The organism is Terribacillus saccharophilus (genome assembly GCF_000725365.1).
GTDB classification, from domain to species: Bacteria; Bacillota; Bacilli; order Bacillales; family Amphibacillaceae; genus Terribacillus; species Terribacillus saccharophilus.
Genome location: NZ_CP008876.1, coordinates 532,256 through 549,471, shown reverse-complemented (window position 1 = coordinate 549,471; position 17,216 = coordinate 532,256). Strand labels below are relative to the sequence as shown.

The 17,216-nt window shown below is 44.6% G+C and carries 14 protein-coding genes and 2 riboswitches; of the genes, 1 reads left to right on the top strand and 13 read right to left on the bottom strand.

Annotation, left to right across the window (positions count from 1 at the left end; genetic code table 11):
* Nucleotides 1-6 precede the first annotated feature (6 nt).
* The 8 genes from purB to GZ22_RS02885 all read right to left on the bottom strand — a co-directional run bounded on the left by purB (nt 7) and on the right by GZ22_RS02885 (nt 8,436).
* Nucleotides 7-1,302 (bottom strand): adenylosuccinate lyase, encoded by a 1,296-nt coding sequence (gene purB / locus GZ22_RS02920; RefSeq protein ID WP_038558511.1) that lies wholly within the window; start codon nt 1,300-1,302, stop codon nt 7-9.
* The gene (purK, locus tag GZ22_RS02915) at nt 1,299-2,426 is read right to left on the bottom strand and encodes a 5-(carboxyamino)imidazole ribonucleotide synthase (protein WP_051747989.1); all 1,128 of its coding nucleotides are present in this window, start codon (nt 2,424-2,426) and stop codon (nt 1,299-1,301) included. The genes purB and purK overlap by 4 nt, the downstream gene beginning before the upstream one ends.
* The gene (gene purE / locus GZ22_RS02910; RefSeq protein ID WP_038558509.1) at nt 2,413-2,904 is read right to left on the bottom strand and encodes a 5-(carboxyamino)imidazole ribonucleotide mutase; all 492 of its coding nucleotides are present in this window, start codon (nt 2,902-2,904) and stop codon (nt 2,413-2,415) included. Before purE ends, purK begins: the two co-directional genes overlap by 14 nt.
* Before the next feature lie 100 nt (nt 2,905-3,004).
* A riboswitch (purine riboswitch) is annotated at nt 3,005-3,104 on the bottom strand.
* 119 nt (nt 3,105-3,223) lie between these two features.
* A complete protein-coding gene (locus GZ22_RS02905) occupies nt 3,224-3,442 on the bottom strand; it encodes an NETI motif-containing protein (RefSeq protein WP_038558508.1) in 219 nt (72 codons plus the stop codon).
* Nucleotides 3,405-3,980, bottom strand: a complete 576-nt coding sequence (locus tag GZ22_RS02900) for a DUF2179 domain-containing protein (protein WP_038558507.1) — start codon at nt 3,978-3,980, stop codon at nt 3,405-3,407. The genes GZ22_RS02905 and GZ22_RS02900 overlap by 38 nt, the downstream gene beginning before the upstream one ends.
* 43 nt (nt 3,981-4,023) lie before the next feature.
* Nucleotides 4,024-4,791 (bottom strand): tryptophan-rich sensory protein, encoded by a 768-nt coding sequence (locus tag GZ22_RS02895; RefSeq protein WP_051747987.1) that lies wholly within the window; start codon nt 4,789-4,791, stop codon nt 4,024-4,026.
* Between the two features lie 486 nt (nt 4,792-5,277).
* Nucleotides 5,278-6,612: an NCS2 family permease gene (locus GZ22_RS02890; protein WP_038558506.1), complete on the bottom strand. Its 1,335-nt coding sequence runs from the start codon at nt 6,610-6,612 to the stop codon at nt 5,278-5,280.
* Between the two features lie 112 nt (nt 6,613-6,724).
* A riboswitch (purine riboswitch) is annotated at nt 6,725-6,826 on the bottom strand.
* Nucleotides 6,827-6,921: 95 nt separating this feature from the next.
* A complete protein-coding gene (locus GZ22_RS02885) occupies nt 6,922-8,436 on the bottom strand; it encodes a UDP-N-acetylmuramoyl-L-alanyl-D-glutamate--2,6-diaminopimelate ligase (RefSeq protein ID WP_038558505.1) in 1,515 nt (504 codons plus the stop codon).
* A gap of 177 nt (nt 8,437-8,613) precedes the next feature.
* Here GZ22_RS02885 and GZ22_RS02880 point away from each other — a divergent pair, with 177 nt between their 5' ends.
* Nucleotides 8,614-9,666, top strand: coding sequence for an FUSC family protein (locus GZ22_RS02880; RefSeq protein WP_051747985.1), 1,053 nt, complete (start codon nt 8,614-8,616; stop codon nt 9,664-9,666).
* Between the two features lie 18 nt (nt 9,667-9,684).
* On the opposite strand, the gene guaA is transcribed toward GZ22_RS02880, so the two are convergent.
* The 5 genes from guaA to GZ22_RS02855 all read right to left on the bottom strand — a co-directional run bounded on the left by guaA (nt 9,685) and on the right by GZ22_RS02855 (nt 17,214).
* Nucleotides 9,685-11,205, bottom strand: coding sequence for a glutamine-hydrolyzing GMP synthase (gene guaA, locus GZ22_RS02875; protein WP_038565507.1), 1,521 nt, complete (start codon nt 11,203-11,205; stop codon nt 9,685-9,687).
* Between the two features lie 249 nt (nt 11,206-11,454).
* Entirely contained in the window at nt 11,455-13,647 is a 2,193-nt protein-coding gene (locus GZ22_RS02870; protein WP_038558504.1) for a transglutaminase TgpA family protein, read from the bottom strand.
* The gene (locus GZ22_RS17940; protein ID WP_051747983.1) at nt 13,640-14,884 is read right to left on the bottom strand and encodes a DUF58 domain-containing protein; all 1,245 of its coding nucleotides are present in this window, start codon (nt 14,882-14,884) and stop codon (nt 13,640-13,642) included. Before GZ22_RS17940 ends, GZ22_RS02870 begins: the two co-directional genes overlap by 8 nt.
* Nucleotides 14,874-15,842, bottom strand: coding sequence for an AAA family ATPase (locus tag GZ22_RS02860; protein WP_038558503.1), 969 nt, complete (start codon nt 15,840-15,842; stop codon nt 14,874-14,876). Before GZ22_RS02860 ends, GZ22_RS17940 begins: the two co-directional genes overlap by 11 nt.
* A gap of 154 nt (nt 15,843-15,996) precedes the next feature.
* On the bottom strand, nt 15,997-17,214 hold the full coding sequence (locus GZ22_RS02855; RefSeq protein ID WP_038558502.1) for a cation:proton antiporter: 1,218 nt from the start codon (nt 17,212-17,214) through the stop codon (nt 15,997-15,999).
* Nucleotides 17,215-17,216 lie beyond the last annotated feature (2 nt).

The window sequence follows — 17,216 nt, the reverse complement described above, 5'->3', positions numbered from 1 at the left end:
AAAGTATTATTCTAATCCGATCTTATGGAAAATCTGATCTACATTTTTCAAGTGGTACGTATAGTCGAAGCAGTCGTCAATTTCTTCCTGGCTAAGGAATGCAGAGATTTCTGTTGTTGCTTCGATAAGTTGTTTGAACTGTGTTTCCGTCTCCCATGCTTCCATCGCTTTCGGCTGAACGATATCGTACGCTTGTTCACGGCTCATGCCTTTGTCGATAAGTGCAAGCAATACACGCTGGGAGAAAATAACGCCGTATGTCCGGTCGATATTACGCTTCATGTTTTCTGGGAAGACCGTCAAATTCTTCACAATGTTAGAGAAGCGGCTTAGCATATAATCAAGCGCGATTGTTGCATCCGGCAAAATGACACGCTCTGCAGATGAATGGGAGATATCGCGTTCATGCCAAAGGGCAACGTTCTCGTAAGCTGCAACCATGTGACCGCGGATCAGGCGGGACATACCAACCATGTTTTCAGATCCGATTGGATTACGTTTATGCGGCATTGCAGAAGAACCTTTTTGACCTTTGGCGAAGAATTCTTCCACTTCACGTGTTTCTGTTTTTTGAAGCCCGCGGATTTCCGTCGCGAATTTCTCGATGCTAGTTGCAATCAATGCCAATGTGCCAACATATTGCGCATGACGGTCACGCTGTAATGTTTGCGTAGATACTGGCGCTGGCTTCAAGCCTAGTTTCTTCGTAACGTATTTCTCCACATATGGATCGATATTCGCATATGTACCGACCGCACCGGAAAGCTTACCGTATTGAATCGTATCAGCAGCAGCGTCAAAACGCTCCAGATTACGTTTCATTTCTTCATACCATAATGCCATTTTCAAACCGAAAGTCGTTGGCTCAGCGTGCACGCCATGTGTGCGTCCCATCATGACAGTATGCTTATGTTCCTTCGCTTTCACTTCCAAAATCTCAATGAAGTTAACGATGCCTTTGCGAATGATTTGGTTTGCCTGGAGCAAAAGATATGATAAAGCTGTGTCGACTACATCAGTGGATGTCAGGCCGTAATGCACCCATTTTCGCTCTTCGCCCAAAGTCTCTGATACAGCGCGAGTGAAGGCAACAACATCATGACGTGTCTCCTGCTCAATTTCCAAAATGCGATTGATATCAAAGGATGCATTTGCACGCAATGCTTTCACATCAGATTCAGGTATGATGCCTAAATCACTCCACGCTTCACATGCTAAGATCTCGACCTCAAGCCACGCCTTGTATTTATTTTCATCCGTCCAGATGTTACCCATTTCTTCTCTTGTATAACGTTCAATCATGCTTTGTTTCCTCCTAGTGATCGTGTAAAAGCGTCTGTTGCATCCAGCATTGCTTCTCTTGACGTTCCAACCATTGTGAAATGTCCCATTTTCCGTTTTGGCTTAGCTTCTTGCTTGCCGTAATCATGGATGTGGGCAAGTGGTCTGTCAGGCTGCTGCCAATACTGATCCAGCTCTTCTCCTAATAAATTTATCATAACGGCGGCCCCGATAAAATGGACCGGCAAAAGAGGCAGTGCGCATATGGCTCTGATATGCTGCTCGAATTGCGAAACCGTGCAAGCTTCAATTGTATAATGACCGGAATTATGCGGCCTCGGTGCCACTTCATTCATATAAAGCTCATTGCCTGAAACGAACATTTCAACCGTGAAAGTTCCAACAACACCAGCTGCTTCTGCCAGCTTGCCGGCAGCGTTACGCGCTTGCTCGGCTAACTCATTCGTTATAGCGGCAGGTGCGATTGTCCGATATAAGATGTGATCGCGGTGTTCATTTTCTGCCACCGGAAAATAAGTGATTTCTCCATCCTTACCTCTTGTCAGTACAACCGATATTTCTTTATCGAATGTAAGCCATGATTCTACAATGCACCGTCCATTCTGCCGAACAAATGCAGCAACTTCTTGCAAGTCATCCTTGGATTCTAGTTTTAGCTGTCCTTTGCCGTCATATCCGCCGCGGCAAGTTTTTACAACAGCCGGAAAACCTATTTCTCTAGCGCCTGTCAGCAGTTCCCTTTCGTCTGTCACAATCTTAAAAGGCGCTACTGGAAGATCCAGTTCCTTCATGAGATTCTTTTCATTCGCTCGATCCCGGCTGACTTCCAAAAGAAGGGAGCCTTGCGGAAGCTTACCCTTTTCCTCCAGCAGTTTTGCTGCATCCAAATCAACATTTTCAAATTCATAGGTGACAACATCGCTTAAGCTCTCTAGTTTTTGAATAGCGTCCCTATCATCATAGGCCGCTTCAATATGCAAGTCCGCTACTTGTGCAGCAGGACAATCGTGTGTAGGGTCGAGGACAATGATTCGATATCCCATATGCTTAGCTGTTATTGCCATCATGCGGCCAAGCTGCCCGCCTCCAAGAATGCCGATAGTGATGATATTATTTGGTCGCAAGCTGATTCCTCATTTCCGCTACTTGTTTCTTCATACCTTGCTGATATGCCAGCAGGCGTTCAGCAATTTGTTTGTCATGAGTACCGAGAATTTGGGCTGCCAGGATGCCGGCATTTTTAGCTCCTGCTTTTCCGATTGCTACCGTAGCTACCGGAACACCTCCGGGCATCTGAACGATAGAGAGCAAAGAATCCATTCCATCAAGTGCTTTTGTCTGTACTGGAACACCAATCACAGGCAACGTAGTCTTGCTTGCCACCATACCTGGCAGGTGAGCTGCACCGCCTGCGCCAGCAATGATAACTTTCAAGCCTTTTTCTCTAGCACTCGCTGCATAGTCAAACATATCCTCAGGTGTACGATGTGCTGAAATCACTTCTTTCTCAAAAGGAATATCCAGCTCTTCCAATAGCTTGCACGCATGCTCCATTGTCTCCCAATCAGAGATGCTGCCCATGATGATTCCTATCTCCGCCATTCAATCCCTCTTTCCTCTTTTTGCCGTAAAAAAAGCCTATTCACCTCTCCCGCTAACTGAGAGAAGACGAATAGGCATACGGTGTCGTAGGCTCATAATCATGCAGTCCATCTTCCCTCATAGTCCGCCATTTACGGTAGCAGGTAGAGACTTCCGGACCGTATTTCCGGAAATATATGAGGTACGATCTATAAAGCACAGCTTCACATCTCACGCTGTAGTGTTGTCAAATCTAGCCGTGTCTTTCATGCATGTTTATGATAACAATTCTTACACACATCGTCAATGAAAAAATCGAACGATGGTTATATTGTTATATTTAATGTTCGGTTTTTAGTAATTTTGTATCAAAAATAACTTTTCTTCCAATCGGTTCTACCTTCTTTGCCCCATTCTCGGTGGTTTCCCGAAAGATCGGTTCTTCCACTTTTCGGACTGGCAGATAGCCCTCGGCTTTGATACGATCCAAGCAAGCTTCGATTGTCTCATTTTCACCGAGCTCAAACCGTTTCTTTGCCGGTTTCTTTTCTTTTGGCATTACGAATACGCTCCCTCTTTACACTTTTCACCCAGAAGCCGCCAAAGATCTGACGAGGCTCGTAGGCTATAATAAAAGCCTTCGGATCGATTTCCTTGATGGCTTCATATAGCCGCAGTTCATATTTACGCGGCGTTAGGATTTGCATTGCAAGTCGGTCACCATCCATACCATAAGCGAACCAGCTTGTTACACCATATCCTTTTTCGCGAAGGCGTCTCGTAAACTCGATACTCGGGTCAGATGAAATAACATTGACAGTTATATAACCGAGTGCAAGCTTCTCCTCAATCTTGGAACCAAGGATAACACCGATTCCGAAACCAAGTGCATAGGCAATCAGGTTCTGGATTTGATCCAGATTGTCTAGAACTAAACCGAGACCAATCGTATAGATCGTAATCTCGAAGACACTGACGGATGCTGCAATATATCGTCTTCCTTTTAGTGTCAGTATGACCCGTAATGTATTAAGACTTACATAGACGATATTGACGACAAAGATGATCAGCAGCATAACGAGCGGTATTTCCAACAACTTGCTTCCTCCTCTTACACATAAAAATTATTTCCTTGTTGAATCAATAGCCATACTTACGTTTTTTTCTTCGGAACAAATGTATTGGTATGGCAATCAAGATGATTACTGCCATGATACTAGCTACCGCTGTAATAGCCGGAAATTCTTCCGCGCGCGCAGCAGCAATGGCCAAATACGCCCAAATGAATACGAGCGGATAAATACTATCACGGAAAACGTTCATAAATCCAATAGCAAGAACCGCACCGACGATTAAAATAATAATTGTCCAAACTTCCCCTGACAAAAGCCATCCTTCTACATTATCTACACCAAGCGAGACAAATAGAATTCCGACGTTCAGTATTGTCGCGACAGAAACCCAGCCAATATAGATAGAAAACGGAAACAAATCAAATTTCCGGCGGTCAGATGAAGTGGCGATGGTTTGATACAGAATGATCAAGGAGACCAGCAGCGCCACCATCGGAATGATGGAAATGCTGAACAGCTGATAATGAAAGCTGAATAGCCAGGCAATATTAAAGATACAGCTTGCGATGAATGCTCCAGCTGCTTTTCCATACCAATCCGTTTCGCGTGTCGACCGCATAAACAAGCGGATGACCCAAATAAAAACGAACAGATAAATTACTCCCCAAATACTGAAAGCATATCCCGCCGGCTGAAATAATACACCAAGCTGATCAGATAATTGACGCGTGTTCTTCCCTCCGAGCGGCAAGGCGTTGGACAAATAATTGACGACGATGGCTGCGATAAATGCCAGTAAACTGAACCAAGCCAGCTTCACTGAACGGTTACTCATAGAAACTCCTCCTCCTCGCCCGCTGACAGACGATTGTAATCTCTCGTAAGTATAATACAATTATACCCGCCAACGTCGCAAACAACGCATAAAGGGTCGATTCGCCCACAAAACTGTTATAATTCGCCTATATAAAAAAGTGGCTGGGACTTAACTAAAATTCCAGTGCTTAAAACCGAATGATATTCTTGAGCGCCGCTTCGGCAGAACACTCCGCTTTCCACGGGCACGGCCTCAGCCTCCTCGTGGAAAGTTCACCACTGCGGGGTCTTCAGCTCGCGCTATTCCTGTAGGACAAGGAATACTTCGAGAGCCACACATCGCACGAAGAAAATTGATCGGTATTTTCGAGGAGTCTCCGTGTTCTGCCTACGCTAAGAAAGTGTACAATTGAAAAACCCGAACTTATGCAAATCTTCGTATGAAGACTTGTAATAAGTTCGGGTTTTCATCTGGCTAAAACACTTTTGTCCCAGCCTCTTCTATTTATGCCAAAAAGATGAAGTATAAAAGGAATACAACGAACAAGAACCACATTACTGGGTGGATCTCTTTCACACGTCCTTTTACTAACAACGTAAGCGGGTAGAAAATAAATCCTACCGCAATACCAGTAGCAATACTTCCTGTCAGCGGCATCATCAGAATGGTGAAGAATGCAGGTACAGCCAATTCTACCTTATCCCATTCGATATCCTTTAAGGAAGAGCACATCAGTACACCAACCACAATCAAGGCAGGCGCTGTTACTTCATTTGTAATGACTGATAACAGCGGGCTGAAGAATAATGCTAAAAGGAAACAAATTGCTGTAACAACTGCTGTGAAGCCCGATCTGCCGCCTGCGCCAACGCCAGTTGTTGATTCAACATATGCAGTAGTGTTAGAAGTACCTAAGATAGCACCTGCAACTGTCGCACCGGAATCTGCAAGCAAGGCTTGTCCCGGATTAGGAAGCTTGCCGTCTTTCATTAGTCCAGCCTTCGTTGCAACTGCAACCAATGTTCCAGCTGTGTCAAAGAAATCGACAAACAAGAATGTCAGGATGACGGTAAGCATCTGTATAGTGAAGATATCACCGAAATGTGCGAATGCTGCTCCGAATGTAGGAGCGAGACTTGGTACGCTGCCGACAACGTCTCCTACTGCTGTTGGCGGATCAATTAATCCGACAATCATACCTGCTGCAGCCGTAATGATCATTCCAATGAAGATTGCTGCACGAAATCCTTTTACTAAGAGAATCGCTGTAACAAAGATACCAAAGATAGCTAGTAGTGCTGGACCACTGTGGATATCTCCAAGAGCCACCACTGTATCCTCACTCATAACTACGAGATTAGCATTTTTCAAACCGATGAAAGCGATGAAAAGTCCAATACCAGCTCCAACAGCTAATTTCAGAGTCGGAGGGATTGCGTTTATCAGAAGTTCACGCAAACCAGAAAGAGAAAGAATCATGAAAATCACACCAGAAGCGAGTACGCCCGCCAATGCAGTTTCCCATGGAATTCCGTAAGTAAGTACAACCGTGAAAGCAAAGAAAGCATTCAATCCCATACCAGGAGCAAGTGCTATTGGTAATTTAGCGAAAACACCCATGATGAGTGTTCCAATTGCAGAAGCAATTGCTGTAGCAGTGAAAATTGCACCTGCATCCATGCGTCCACCATTTATTGCGCTGTCAGGCACTCCCTGCAGCGTGAGAACATTCGGATTGACGAACAGGATGTATGCCATTGACAAGAATGTCGTAATACCGGCGATAATCTCAGTGCGGTAAGATGTGTTCAATTCGTCAAAACGGAAAAAACGTTTCATAACTTGTTACTCCTCCTGTTGCTTCGATTGGGCAGGATAAGCTTTCAAATAAAAAACACTTCTGCCCTAAGAGCAAGAAGCGTTTCTATCTACACCACATCTGCGTATGTAACTCAGATTAAGAGGTCAGCGTAGTCAGGTTAATTACGGTAACCTGGTAGAAACTTATGGGCCATATTCCCAAAATTATACGAAGACGAAAATATATAGTATTAATACTCTTTCACTATAAAAGCATTCTACATGCTTCGTCAATGTTTTTTCGGTAATTAGACCTAAGAATAGTATTAGTAATCGTTTCCATCTTATTCAGCTGACTGTGGTTTGTATTTTTTCAGTATTATGTGATTCAAAAAAGTCATGGATAATTGCATGATCAGAATGAGGAATAGCTTCCCCTCTTACTAATTGCGCGCCATTGATTTGTCCGCTCGTAAGCAGTACAATATCTCCTTCACTGCTGAGCTCTAGTGCTAGCCGAACAGCTTCTTCTCTAGTCTCTGCAGAGGAAACATTTTGCACCTGTTCAGAGAAACCTTTACATACAGCCTGGATAATATCTTTCGGATCATGGAATCCAGGATGATCAACAGATACGATAATTTCATCGGCGCGCCCTTCCACAGTCTGCGCCATTTTTGGCATTTTGCCAAAATCACGAATTCCGATACCCATAATCATAACGATCAGACGCTTATGGGGAATCGCATTCACAGCAGTCAATAATTGGTCCAGTGCAACTGGTGTATGTGCATAATCTAGAATGATTTTTCTGTTTCCATACGTATCAATCAGTTCAAAACGACCTTCAGGGCTTTCAATTGTCTTCAAAGCTTCCGTGATGTCGTCCATATCGTAGCCAAGATGCAGAGCTGTTCCGACAGCAGAAAGCAGGTTGGCCACATTGTATTCTCCGAAAATTGGAGCATGTATTGTGTACATTTTTTCAGCTGTATATAGCTCAAAATGTATTCCTTCTGTATCTGTGATTAAGTTGCCTGCTATCAAATCTGCTCCGCTGTTTTTTCTGAGGCTGTATGTCAAAAGTTTTCCTTCGTACATTGCCAAAATGTCATTGGCCATACCTTCATCATCTATATTCACTACAGCAGATGCCGCTTGTTTAAATAGCTTCAATTTCGCACGTCTGTAATTATCCATTGTTTGATGAAATTCTAAGTGCTCTGGCGATAAATTTGTATGAATTGCTACATCAAATGTCATAGCCGCTGTACGCTTTTGATCTAAAGCAATGGACGTTGCTTCCATAACTACCGCCTTCTCACCCTCTGATTCCAGCTGTTTGAAAAGTGTATGCAAATCAGCAGATTCTGGTGTAGTAGGCGTACTTTTAAAGAAGTCGAGCTTCTCTTTAGACGTTAGAATACCGCATGTCCCAATCGACGTAGTCTGAAGCTTGAGCTGATTTAACAAAGAACGGACATACGCCGCTACAGTTGTTTTTCCATTGGTTCCAGTGACAGCAACTGTCACTAGCTTTTTCCAAGCTTCATCAGATAGTAGCACCGCCATCTGCGCCATCGCGAGCCGCGTATCTTCTACGACAAGGAAGGTGCAGTCTTCATACTGACGATAATAGGATTTCAGCAAATCCTCGTCAGTTCCTACGATAATAGCGGCACCTTTTGCGATGCTATCCTCGATAAAGGCGTGTCCGTCATGGTTATCTCCCTGGATACAAACGAAAACATCGTCCTTTGTTACATAACGGGAATCAAAACGGACGATGTTGGCAATCGTACTAGATGCACCGTAAATACGCTTGAATTGCACTTTATTCTGTTTCATTAAATTGATTATCATGGCTACCCCCTGTATTTCCGGTCCAAGTTTTCTTCTTTTACCCGGAATACACGGCATTTATACCATCACTTCAAAAATCATGCTTCAAGCCCTATAAATATTCCAGTTACAACCATTGCCTGTCTGCTTTATACACTTTATAATGTAAACATGCTACATCAAAGGTGTTGACATATAGTGAAGAAGTTTTTTATCGGCAGCCGTGTCATCAAGACAGGGATTGCTGTGTTTTTTACTGCATTAATTTGTGAAATTGTACACATATCTCCGGCTTTTGCGGTCATTGCCGCTATCGTGACGATTGAGCCGACAATTCATGCATCCATTCAAAAAGGACTGATCCGTTTACCAGCCAGTATGGTCGGAGCAGCATTTTCCGTTCTTTCGATTTATTTATTCGGTGCTTCTCCGCTGACCTACACGGCAGCGGCTTTTTTGACGATACTAGTCTGCTATAAATTAAAGCTTCATGCAGGTTTGATTGTAGCGACAATCACTGCAGTTGCTATGATTGACGTGGCACATACAAGTTTATGGGCAGATTTCTGGGCCCGTCTCGGCGGAAGCGTCATCGGAATTATCATTTCCACATTGGTCAATATGCTTATCCTGCCGCCAGATTACTTTAAGAAATCGCGTGAGCAGCTAGATTTAGTTATTTCGCATACAAATGAACTGCTTCATGCTTTCATTGATTTAAGAATCAAGAAAACACAAGGAGACCAGCCAGTTCACAGTTTAACAGCAGCATTCCGAAAACTGACAGACGAACGACTGCTACTGGAACAGTATGTGCAGCACCAGCAGCTGGAAATTCGTTATCATCTTCCGAATTCGAATGCGAAAGCGGTACTGGATAATGAGGCAGTGCTAACCCAAAAGCTAAAATTGATCCATTATCATCTTTGGAATATGATTCACGCTGGACGAAGCGGCAAACCGCTGCATTGGAATCCAGAACAGCGCAGCCGTTTCACGGCAGCTGCCGAAGCAGTTCAAGAAAGACTGTCACATTGGATGAAGGAAGATCAGATGTCAGACAAAGGACAGTTTCAAGACTTGTTTCAGTCATTCTGGAGCATCAATATGCCGAAGGATCCGTCAGATGGCTACTTCCCGATTGAAAGTATCTATCTGTATGAGCTACTGTCCATACATGAGCTCATTTATGACCAGCACTCAGGAAAAACTCATCTGCTTGTACAAAAAGAGGCCATGCTATCTGATTGATAGCATGGCCTCTTTCTTTTATTCCCACTCGATTGTTGCTGGTGGCTTACTCGTCACGTCATACACGACGCGGTTTACATGATTTACTTCATTGACGAAACGTACAGAGATACGCTCCAATACATCCCAAGGGATACGAGCCCAGTCGGACGTCATACCATCAATAGAAGTTACCGCACGAATTCCTAGCGTGTAGTCATACGTACGAGCATCTCCCATTACACCGACGCTTTTGAATCCTGGAAGGACAGTGAAGTACTGCCAAATATCACGTTCAAGGCCAGCTTTCGCAATTTCCTCATGCAAGATTGCATCGGATTCACGTACGATTTCCAGCTTCTCTTCCGTGATTTCACCGATAACACGAATTGCTAGTCCAGGACCAGGGAATGGCTGACGATGAACAATCGCGTCCGGCAAACCAAGCTCAGTTCCTAGTTCACGCACTTCATCTTTGAACAATGTTTTCAATGGTTCGATCAATTCGAACTGCATATCTTCTGGCAGTCCGCCCACGTTATGGTGGGATTTGATTGTCTGTGCTGTTTCTGTACCGCTTTCTACGATATCAGTATACAGTGTACCTTGTGCAAGGAAGTCCATGTTTTCAAGCTTGGATGCTTCATCATCAAATACATAGATGAACTCATTTCCGATGATTTTACGTTTTTCTTCCGGATCAGAGACTCCTTCCAGTTTGCCCAAGAAACGATCCTGTGCATGAACAGCAACCAAATTGATTTTGAACTGGTCACGGAATGTTTTCTCTACCATGGCACCTTCGTTTTTACGCAGCAAACCATGATCGACAAAGATACAAGTAAGCTGATCGCCGATTGCTTTGTGAATCAACGCAGCTACAACAGAAGAATCCACACCGCCGCTTAATGCACAAAGTACATTGCGGTCGCCGACTTGCTGACGGATTTTTTCTGTTTCCATTTCGATGAAGTTTTCCATTGTCCATTCCGCTTTTGCATGGCAGACGTCGAAAACGAACTGCTTCAGCATGTGGTTTCCGTACTCGGAATGGCGCACTTCAGGGTGGTACTGAACACCATAAAGGTTACGTTCTTTGTTGCTGATGGCAGCAACTGGGGTGGACGGGCTTGTCGCATCAACGCTGAAGCCTGGTGCTGGATCCAATACTTTATCACCATGGCTCATCCAGACTAACTGTTTTTCCGGTGAATCTTTAAAGATGACAGACGGGTTTGTCAATGTAATCTCCGCACGGCCATATTCCCGGCTGTCAGCGCGCTGAACATTTCCGCCGAAATGCTGCGTCATTAGCTGCATACCGTAGCAGATACCCAATACTGGAATTCCTAGTTCGAATAGTTCTTCGTCACAGCGGAAGCTATTTTCGTCATACACGCTGTGCGGTCCGCCGGAAAGGATGATTCCTTTCGGGTTCATCTTACGAATCTCATCTGCTGTCAGTTTGTGGGAATGTAATTCGCTGTATACACCGAACTCCCGGATCCTTCTTGTGATCAATTGATTATACTGGCTGCCAAAGTCCAGTACCAATATCATATCTGTATCGATATCCAAAGTCTGTCCACTCCTTCATTATTCTCTAGATATAAGCAGGTCGGGTGCATGCACCACATTTTACCTTTATCACGTCTTGAAAAAACAGAAGCTGAATCCGCGCCGTATTTAAGGCGGAATCCAGCAAAAGTAACGTTGTCGGCTCAAGCCTTCACAAACGTCAGCAGCACTGTACTGCGTCCTTCTGAAGGTGCTTATTGCCTCTTATTCTATCAATGTGCCCAAAATGGGTCAAGATGCCGCTTGTTTAATTAAATTTTCCCACAATTCGACGGCATTTATCCATGCAGGCACACTTTTCTCGTTGCGATACAAGATTCTTTCATATTCGTTCGTCAGCTCAGACATCTGTTTGTTGCCGAATTCTTTGTCAATTGTAACGGCATATTCCCTGAGCGTCTGACCAGAATGACGTTTGAAACCCTTATGCGCCAACAGGCGCAGCAAATAATGATAGGCTTTTTCGTACGTCTCCTCAGATTGTTCATTCCGGTATTTCCGAATGTAATACGCAGTCAGCCATTTGTAGCGGGTGAAATACAGGGCAAGTGCCGCTATAAGAAGTACTGCTGACGGAATGATCCAATATAGTGGATGAATGGAAGCACTATCGGTTTCAGTGTCTGCCACCTGTTCTTCTTCTTGCTGCTGCTCTGGCTGCTCAGGAGCAGGGCTTTGTTCTTCTTCTTGTTCAGGCGTATCAGTTTCTGCTTCTGGAGTCTCTTGTGCCGCATCTTCTTCACTAGTAAACTCCGCTGGGTTTGCGAATCCTTGAGTTGGTTCAAATGGAACCCAACCAGTTTCCGGGAAATACACTTCCACCCATGAATGAGCATTTCCGTTCGTCACTAGATAAGAAGACATACCCTCAGGAGTAGATACACTTGGGTTCGTCCCAGGCTGACCTGCCGTGAATCCCTTCACCCAGCGAGCAGGAATATCCGCTGCTCGTAACAGTACAACCATTGCAGACGAGAAGTTATCACAATAGCCGATTTTGCTCTCAAATAGAAACTGATCGACATAATCCTGATCATCTTCTGGTACAGGTATATCCTGTGTCTGGTATTGGAAACCATTCTGATTGAAATATTGTTCCACTGCTTTTGCCTTATCATACCGTGTATTGCCGGAAGAAGTGATCTCTTCGGCTAATTCACGGACACGCTCCGGCAAATATTCAGGCAGCTGTGTATAGCGATAATGGGTATTGTCATCATCCAGCTCAGAATCATTGCGCAGATCATCGATATTATACTGTGGTTCCTCAAAGGCTATCGTGTAATTTTCAGCGGGATATTGCGCACGATTGAATGTTTCTACCACACCGAAATCAGCATCAACCGCAGCTCCTACCTGTCCGCTGAAGAATGTCTGCACGCCATAAGGATATACGAGCCTGTCCAGTACTTGATTTTGACTTGGATAAATAATCGCTTCCCGCGCTTCAGTGGCTACATTTTCTGTGTAGAGATCAATACCGACCTGGTCTCCGCTTTGGAAGCTCTGCGGTTCTGCCTCCCTTGAACGTTCCCAGCCTTTGCCTGTATACACATCCTTACTATCTACACGCCAATAACCGCTTGCTTCTGTTGCGGCCCAGAATGCGATGGAATTATCTTGAACAAACGGACCTCCAAGACGGGAATCATTTTCTCCGTAGCCGACTTTTTGGATGCCGCCTTCTCCTTCATTTTCATTGTTGTTATCCGACAACGTTTGGATGAACGGCACAGGATCTGCCCATTGCGGCGGCAGCTTCGGTGCTGCATAACCTACTGCAGCGGAAACAGCAAGTATGGACAGAAGCGGGATGCTCCAAAGCAGCACTTGCTTTGGAAACTTCCGTTTTTCTCTGCCTTGATAAAGTCTTGCAAGTGTAGAAATCCCCATCGCAAAGAAGCTGACCAGAAAGACACGGACAATTGCTACGCTGCCATCGTAAAGGGTAAATGTATCAAGAATCCCGATGTACAGGAAAGTCATGATAATAAAGAAGAAAATACGATTGACTACGATGAACCAGTAATAAAGCAAGTAGCTCATCAGCCAGAGCAAAATCAAAAATAGTAACGTTCTGAAAAATGGTGTCAACGAGACAAATTCACCAGTGAATAATAATTGGAGATTATTTTGCAGCTCCGTTAGGATAAACGTGAACCAGCTTCCGGATATTAAGTTTTCCTGTATAAGAAATACTTGCAGCACTACCACCATTAAAATAAACTTCAGTAAAAAACTGACCCACCAGCGCAGTTTAAGCGCGGACAGCAGGAAGCAGACCGCTGTGAACACGACAAAGATGGGCAAATTGCCTGTATCACTAATCTGATCAAGCGGACGGAGCCATTCCCAAAACAGGAGGAATCCACACACAAAAATAAGATAACGCAGCCACTGTAATTGACCGATTTTCCTACGCATTCCGCTGCACCTCCGTTTGGACAGCTTGCTGTATCGGATAGATATCCATCTGATGACCAAGCTGGCGAACTTCCCGTATAAGATTCTTTTCCTTTGTTCCTACTTCTGCATGACGACAGATGTATAAAACGGTCAATATATAACCGCTTTGCCTTAATTTGCGGAGCACTGCCAGCTCCCTACTATCCAAATCAGTTGTTACATAATAAACAGTTGAACCTTTAGGATGTCGGGACAGTTCAGCTGCTAAAGCTTGGAGCCGCGGCTGTTCCTGTTCCTGTTTCACAGTAGTCAAATACTGCTGCACACGCTGAAGCTGAGCACTACCTATTGCAGCTGGCAGCCACTTAGCTGGATTGCCGATACTCATGAAACCAACTTGCTCATTTCTGCTTTTAAGCTTCTGATAGACAGAAAAAGCAATCACAACGCTATATTCAAAAAGATCTTCTGTCTGCCTTGCTCCCCTTCTGTCGAAGACCACGAGAACATCCGCACTTTTTTCCTGTTCAAATTCCTTCGTCATCATATCTTGCTTTCTGGCAGATGCTTTCCAGTCAATCCAGCTGAACCGATCACCCGGAGTATACTCCCGAATGCCAGAGACGACGCTTGTCTGCTTTGAACGCGGAGCATAGGCAACAGCAGCACCTTCTTCGAAAACACTTTGCGGATTTCCGACTGTAATCTCCTTTTCAGCCGGGTAAACATGCAGCTTCTGTATTTCTTCAAAAACCACTTCTTTTTCGACCAGCTGGAATGGGTCGCCAGTACGCAGACGAATCTGATAGAAGTCATGCTCTCCACGAGGAAGTCTGTCCAGCACATATTGGATTCTAAGATTCCTCCGAAACCAAGGGAACAGAATATGCTGCTTCGGCTGACGCGATTGGGCAATCTGCAATGTCCCGTCTGGCCGGCTTATTTTCAGCAGAGATCGATCATATAGATCTTCTATTTCCAAATACACAAGTGGGAACGGGAAACCGCGGGTCAAGCTGATTTCGACAGTTACTTCTCCACCGCTCCTGATATATGTTTTGGAAAGCTTGCGATTCACCTTCCAGCTAGCAAGTGGGTAGCACAGCACCAGCAGCACATAAAGCAGAATCGGAAGAAAAGCATAAAACAGAAACCAGCTCACAAACCCGCCTTGAAACATGCTGTAACAGAACAGGATGGCAGCCAGCAAGACGATGCCCCCAAGCCTAAACGCGAAGCGAAGCTTACCTTTCATGTACAGATTCCCTCTCTACAGGTACGTCCACTGCTTCCAACAGACGCTGGACCAGTCTTTCAGGTGTCAGGCCATCATAGCGTGCTTCTGAACGGAGTAAAATCCTGTGGCCAAGTACAAATGGCGCTAAGACTTGCACATCATCCGGGATCACGTAATCACGGTTATGAATATAAGCATACGCCTTCGCTGCCCGCATCATGGCAATGGATCCGCGTGGGCTAAGTCCCAAATATACATCTGGATGATTGCGGGATATTTGCGCTAAATCAACTATATATTGCTGTATCTGAGGAGCGGCGTACACGTTTGCTGCTTCTTCCTGCATTTTTAGTAAATCTGCTTTTGTCATAACTGGCTCAACGCGATTAATTGGATGTTTCATACCAACCGCATCAAGCATCTGCATTTCTTCTTGTGCATTCGGATATCCCATCCGCAGTTTTAGAAGGAAGCGATCCAACTGTGCTTCAGGCAGCGAATACGTACCTTCGTAGTCGACAGGATTCTGTGTTGCCATGACAAAGAATGGGTCAGCAAGCGGCATTGCATTACCTTCAACTGTAATATTCTTCTCCTCCATCGCCTCAAGCAAAGCAGACTGTGTCTTTGGAGATGTACGGTTAATCTCATCAGCAAGCACGATATTCCCTAAAATCGGTCCGGGGCGGAACTCGAATTCCAACGTTTTCGGATTGTAGATAGAAACACCTGTAACGTCAGATGGCAATAAATCGGGTGTGAATTGGATGCGTTTGAAATCACAATCAACTGAACGAGCAAGGGAACGGACTAGCATCGTTTTACCGACACCCGGTACGTCCTCCAGTAAAACATGTCCGCCAGCAAGGAGCGCGGTTAGACTAAGTACAATTGGTTCTTCTTTTCCAATGATTACTTTATTAATATTATCTATTATCCGCGAGACTGACGGATGATAGCTTGATAGTTTCGTCATACAAGCATTCCCTTCAAATTGGATTCGACAGAATATTTTGGACAAGTGTTCCCTTTATGTTACCTGCCATACAGGGAATGCCGCAAGCTATTTACTTGTAAAATTCTTGCTATAAACAAAAGGAAGGTACACTGCTGTGCACCTTCCCATGTATTTAGGATTGACGGACCCTTTTCGGCTTAACTTCTTGCCATTTGAATATCTTATTAAGGAAATTAAAGATATGCTTCGATTCCTTTGTCATCAATGGACCAAGGATAGCGAGGATCAACACGTACAGCGCTGAGAACGGCTGCAGCACACCCATAAGTCCTCCGGCCAATCCTATATTGGCCATGATAATGGAAAATTCTCCACGTGAGACAATGGTCAGACCGATGTTCGTGGACGCTTTATGTGATAGACCTGCCCGCCGGCCTGCAATCATACCAGCAACAAAGTTACCGATTATCGTGATGGCTACAGCTCCGAGTGCAAGCCATACAGCGTCTCCCAGTGTCGTCGGATCGATACTCAGACCAAAGCTGAAGAAGAAGATGGCTCCGAAGAAATCACGGAATGGAACAACCATATGCTCGATCCGCTCACCTTGATCAGTCTCAGAAAATACAAGTCCGAGTAAGAGAGCCCCGATTGCTTCGGCTACATGGATTGTCTCCGAGAAGCCTGCGATAAAGAATAGTGATGCGAAAATGACGATGATAAATATCTCATTAGAGGAGATACGTAGAAGCTTGCTTAAAAGAGGTGCTGCCTTCCGTGCGATGACGAAGAACAACAGCATATAACCTAGCGCGATCAGAATGGACAGGATTGTTCCTCCCAAGGAATTGGAGTCTCCTAATACCAAGCCTGATACAGTGGATAAATAAACAGCGAGGAAAATGTCCTCAAACATAATGATACCTAGAATCAATTCAGTTTCCGTATTACCGGTACGACGTAAGTCTACGAGAACTTTTGCGACGATTGCACTGGAACTGATTGTAATGACACCTGCAATAATCAATGTTTCCTTGATTGGAAAACCGAGTATAAACGGATACAGGAAGCCGAGGGCAAAGTTGATTCCGATATATATACTGCCGCCTACGACAATATTTTTACCTGATTTGATCAGCTTCCCTATCGAGAATTCCAGTCCCAAGTAGAATAATAGGAACAGGACACCAATTCGTCCGAGGAATGCAATGATATCTTCACTGTGGACAAACTGGAGATTAATAATGCCAAAACTAGGTGCATGTGGTCCGACCAGCATCCCGATGATAATGAGGAATGGGATGATGGAGAAGTTTAACTTGTTGGCAAGTATGGCTGCGATTGCAATTAAAACAAGCGCAGTCCCTACTTCAAATACTAAATGGTCCATAG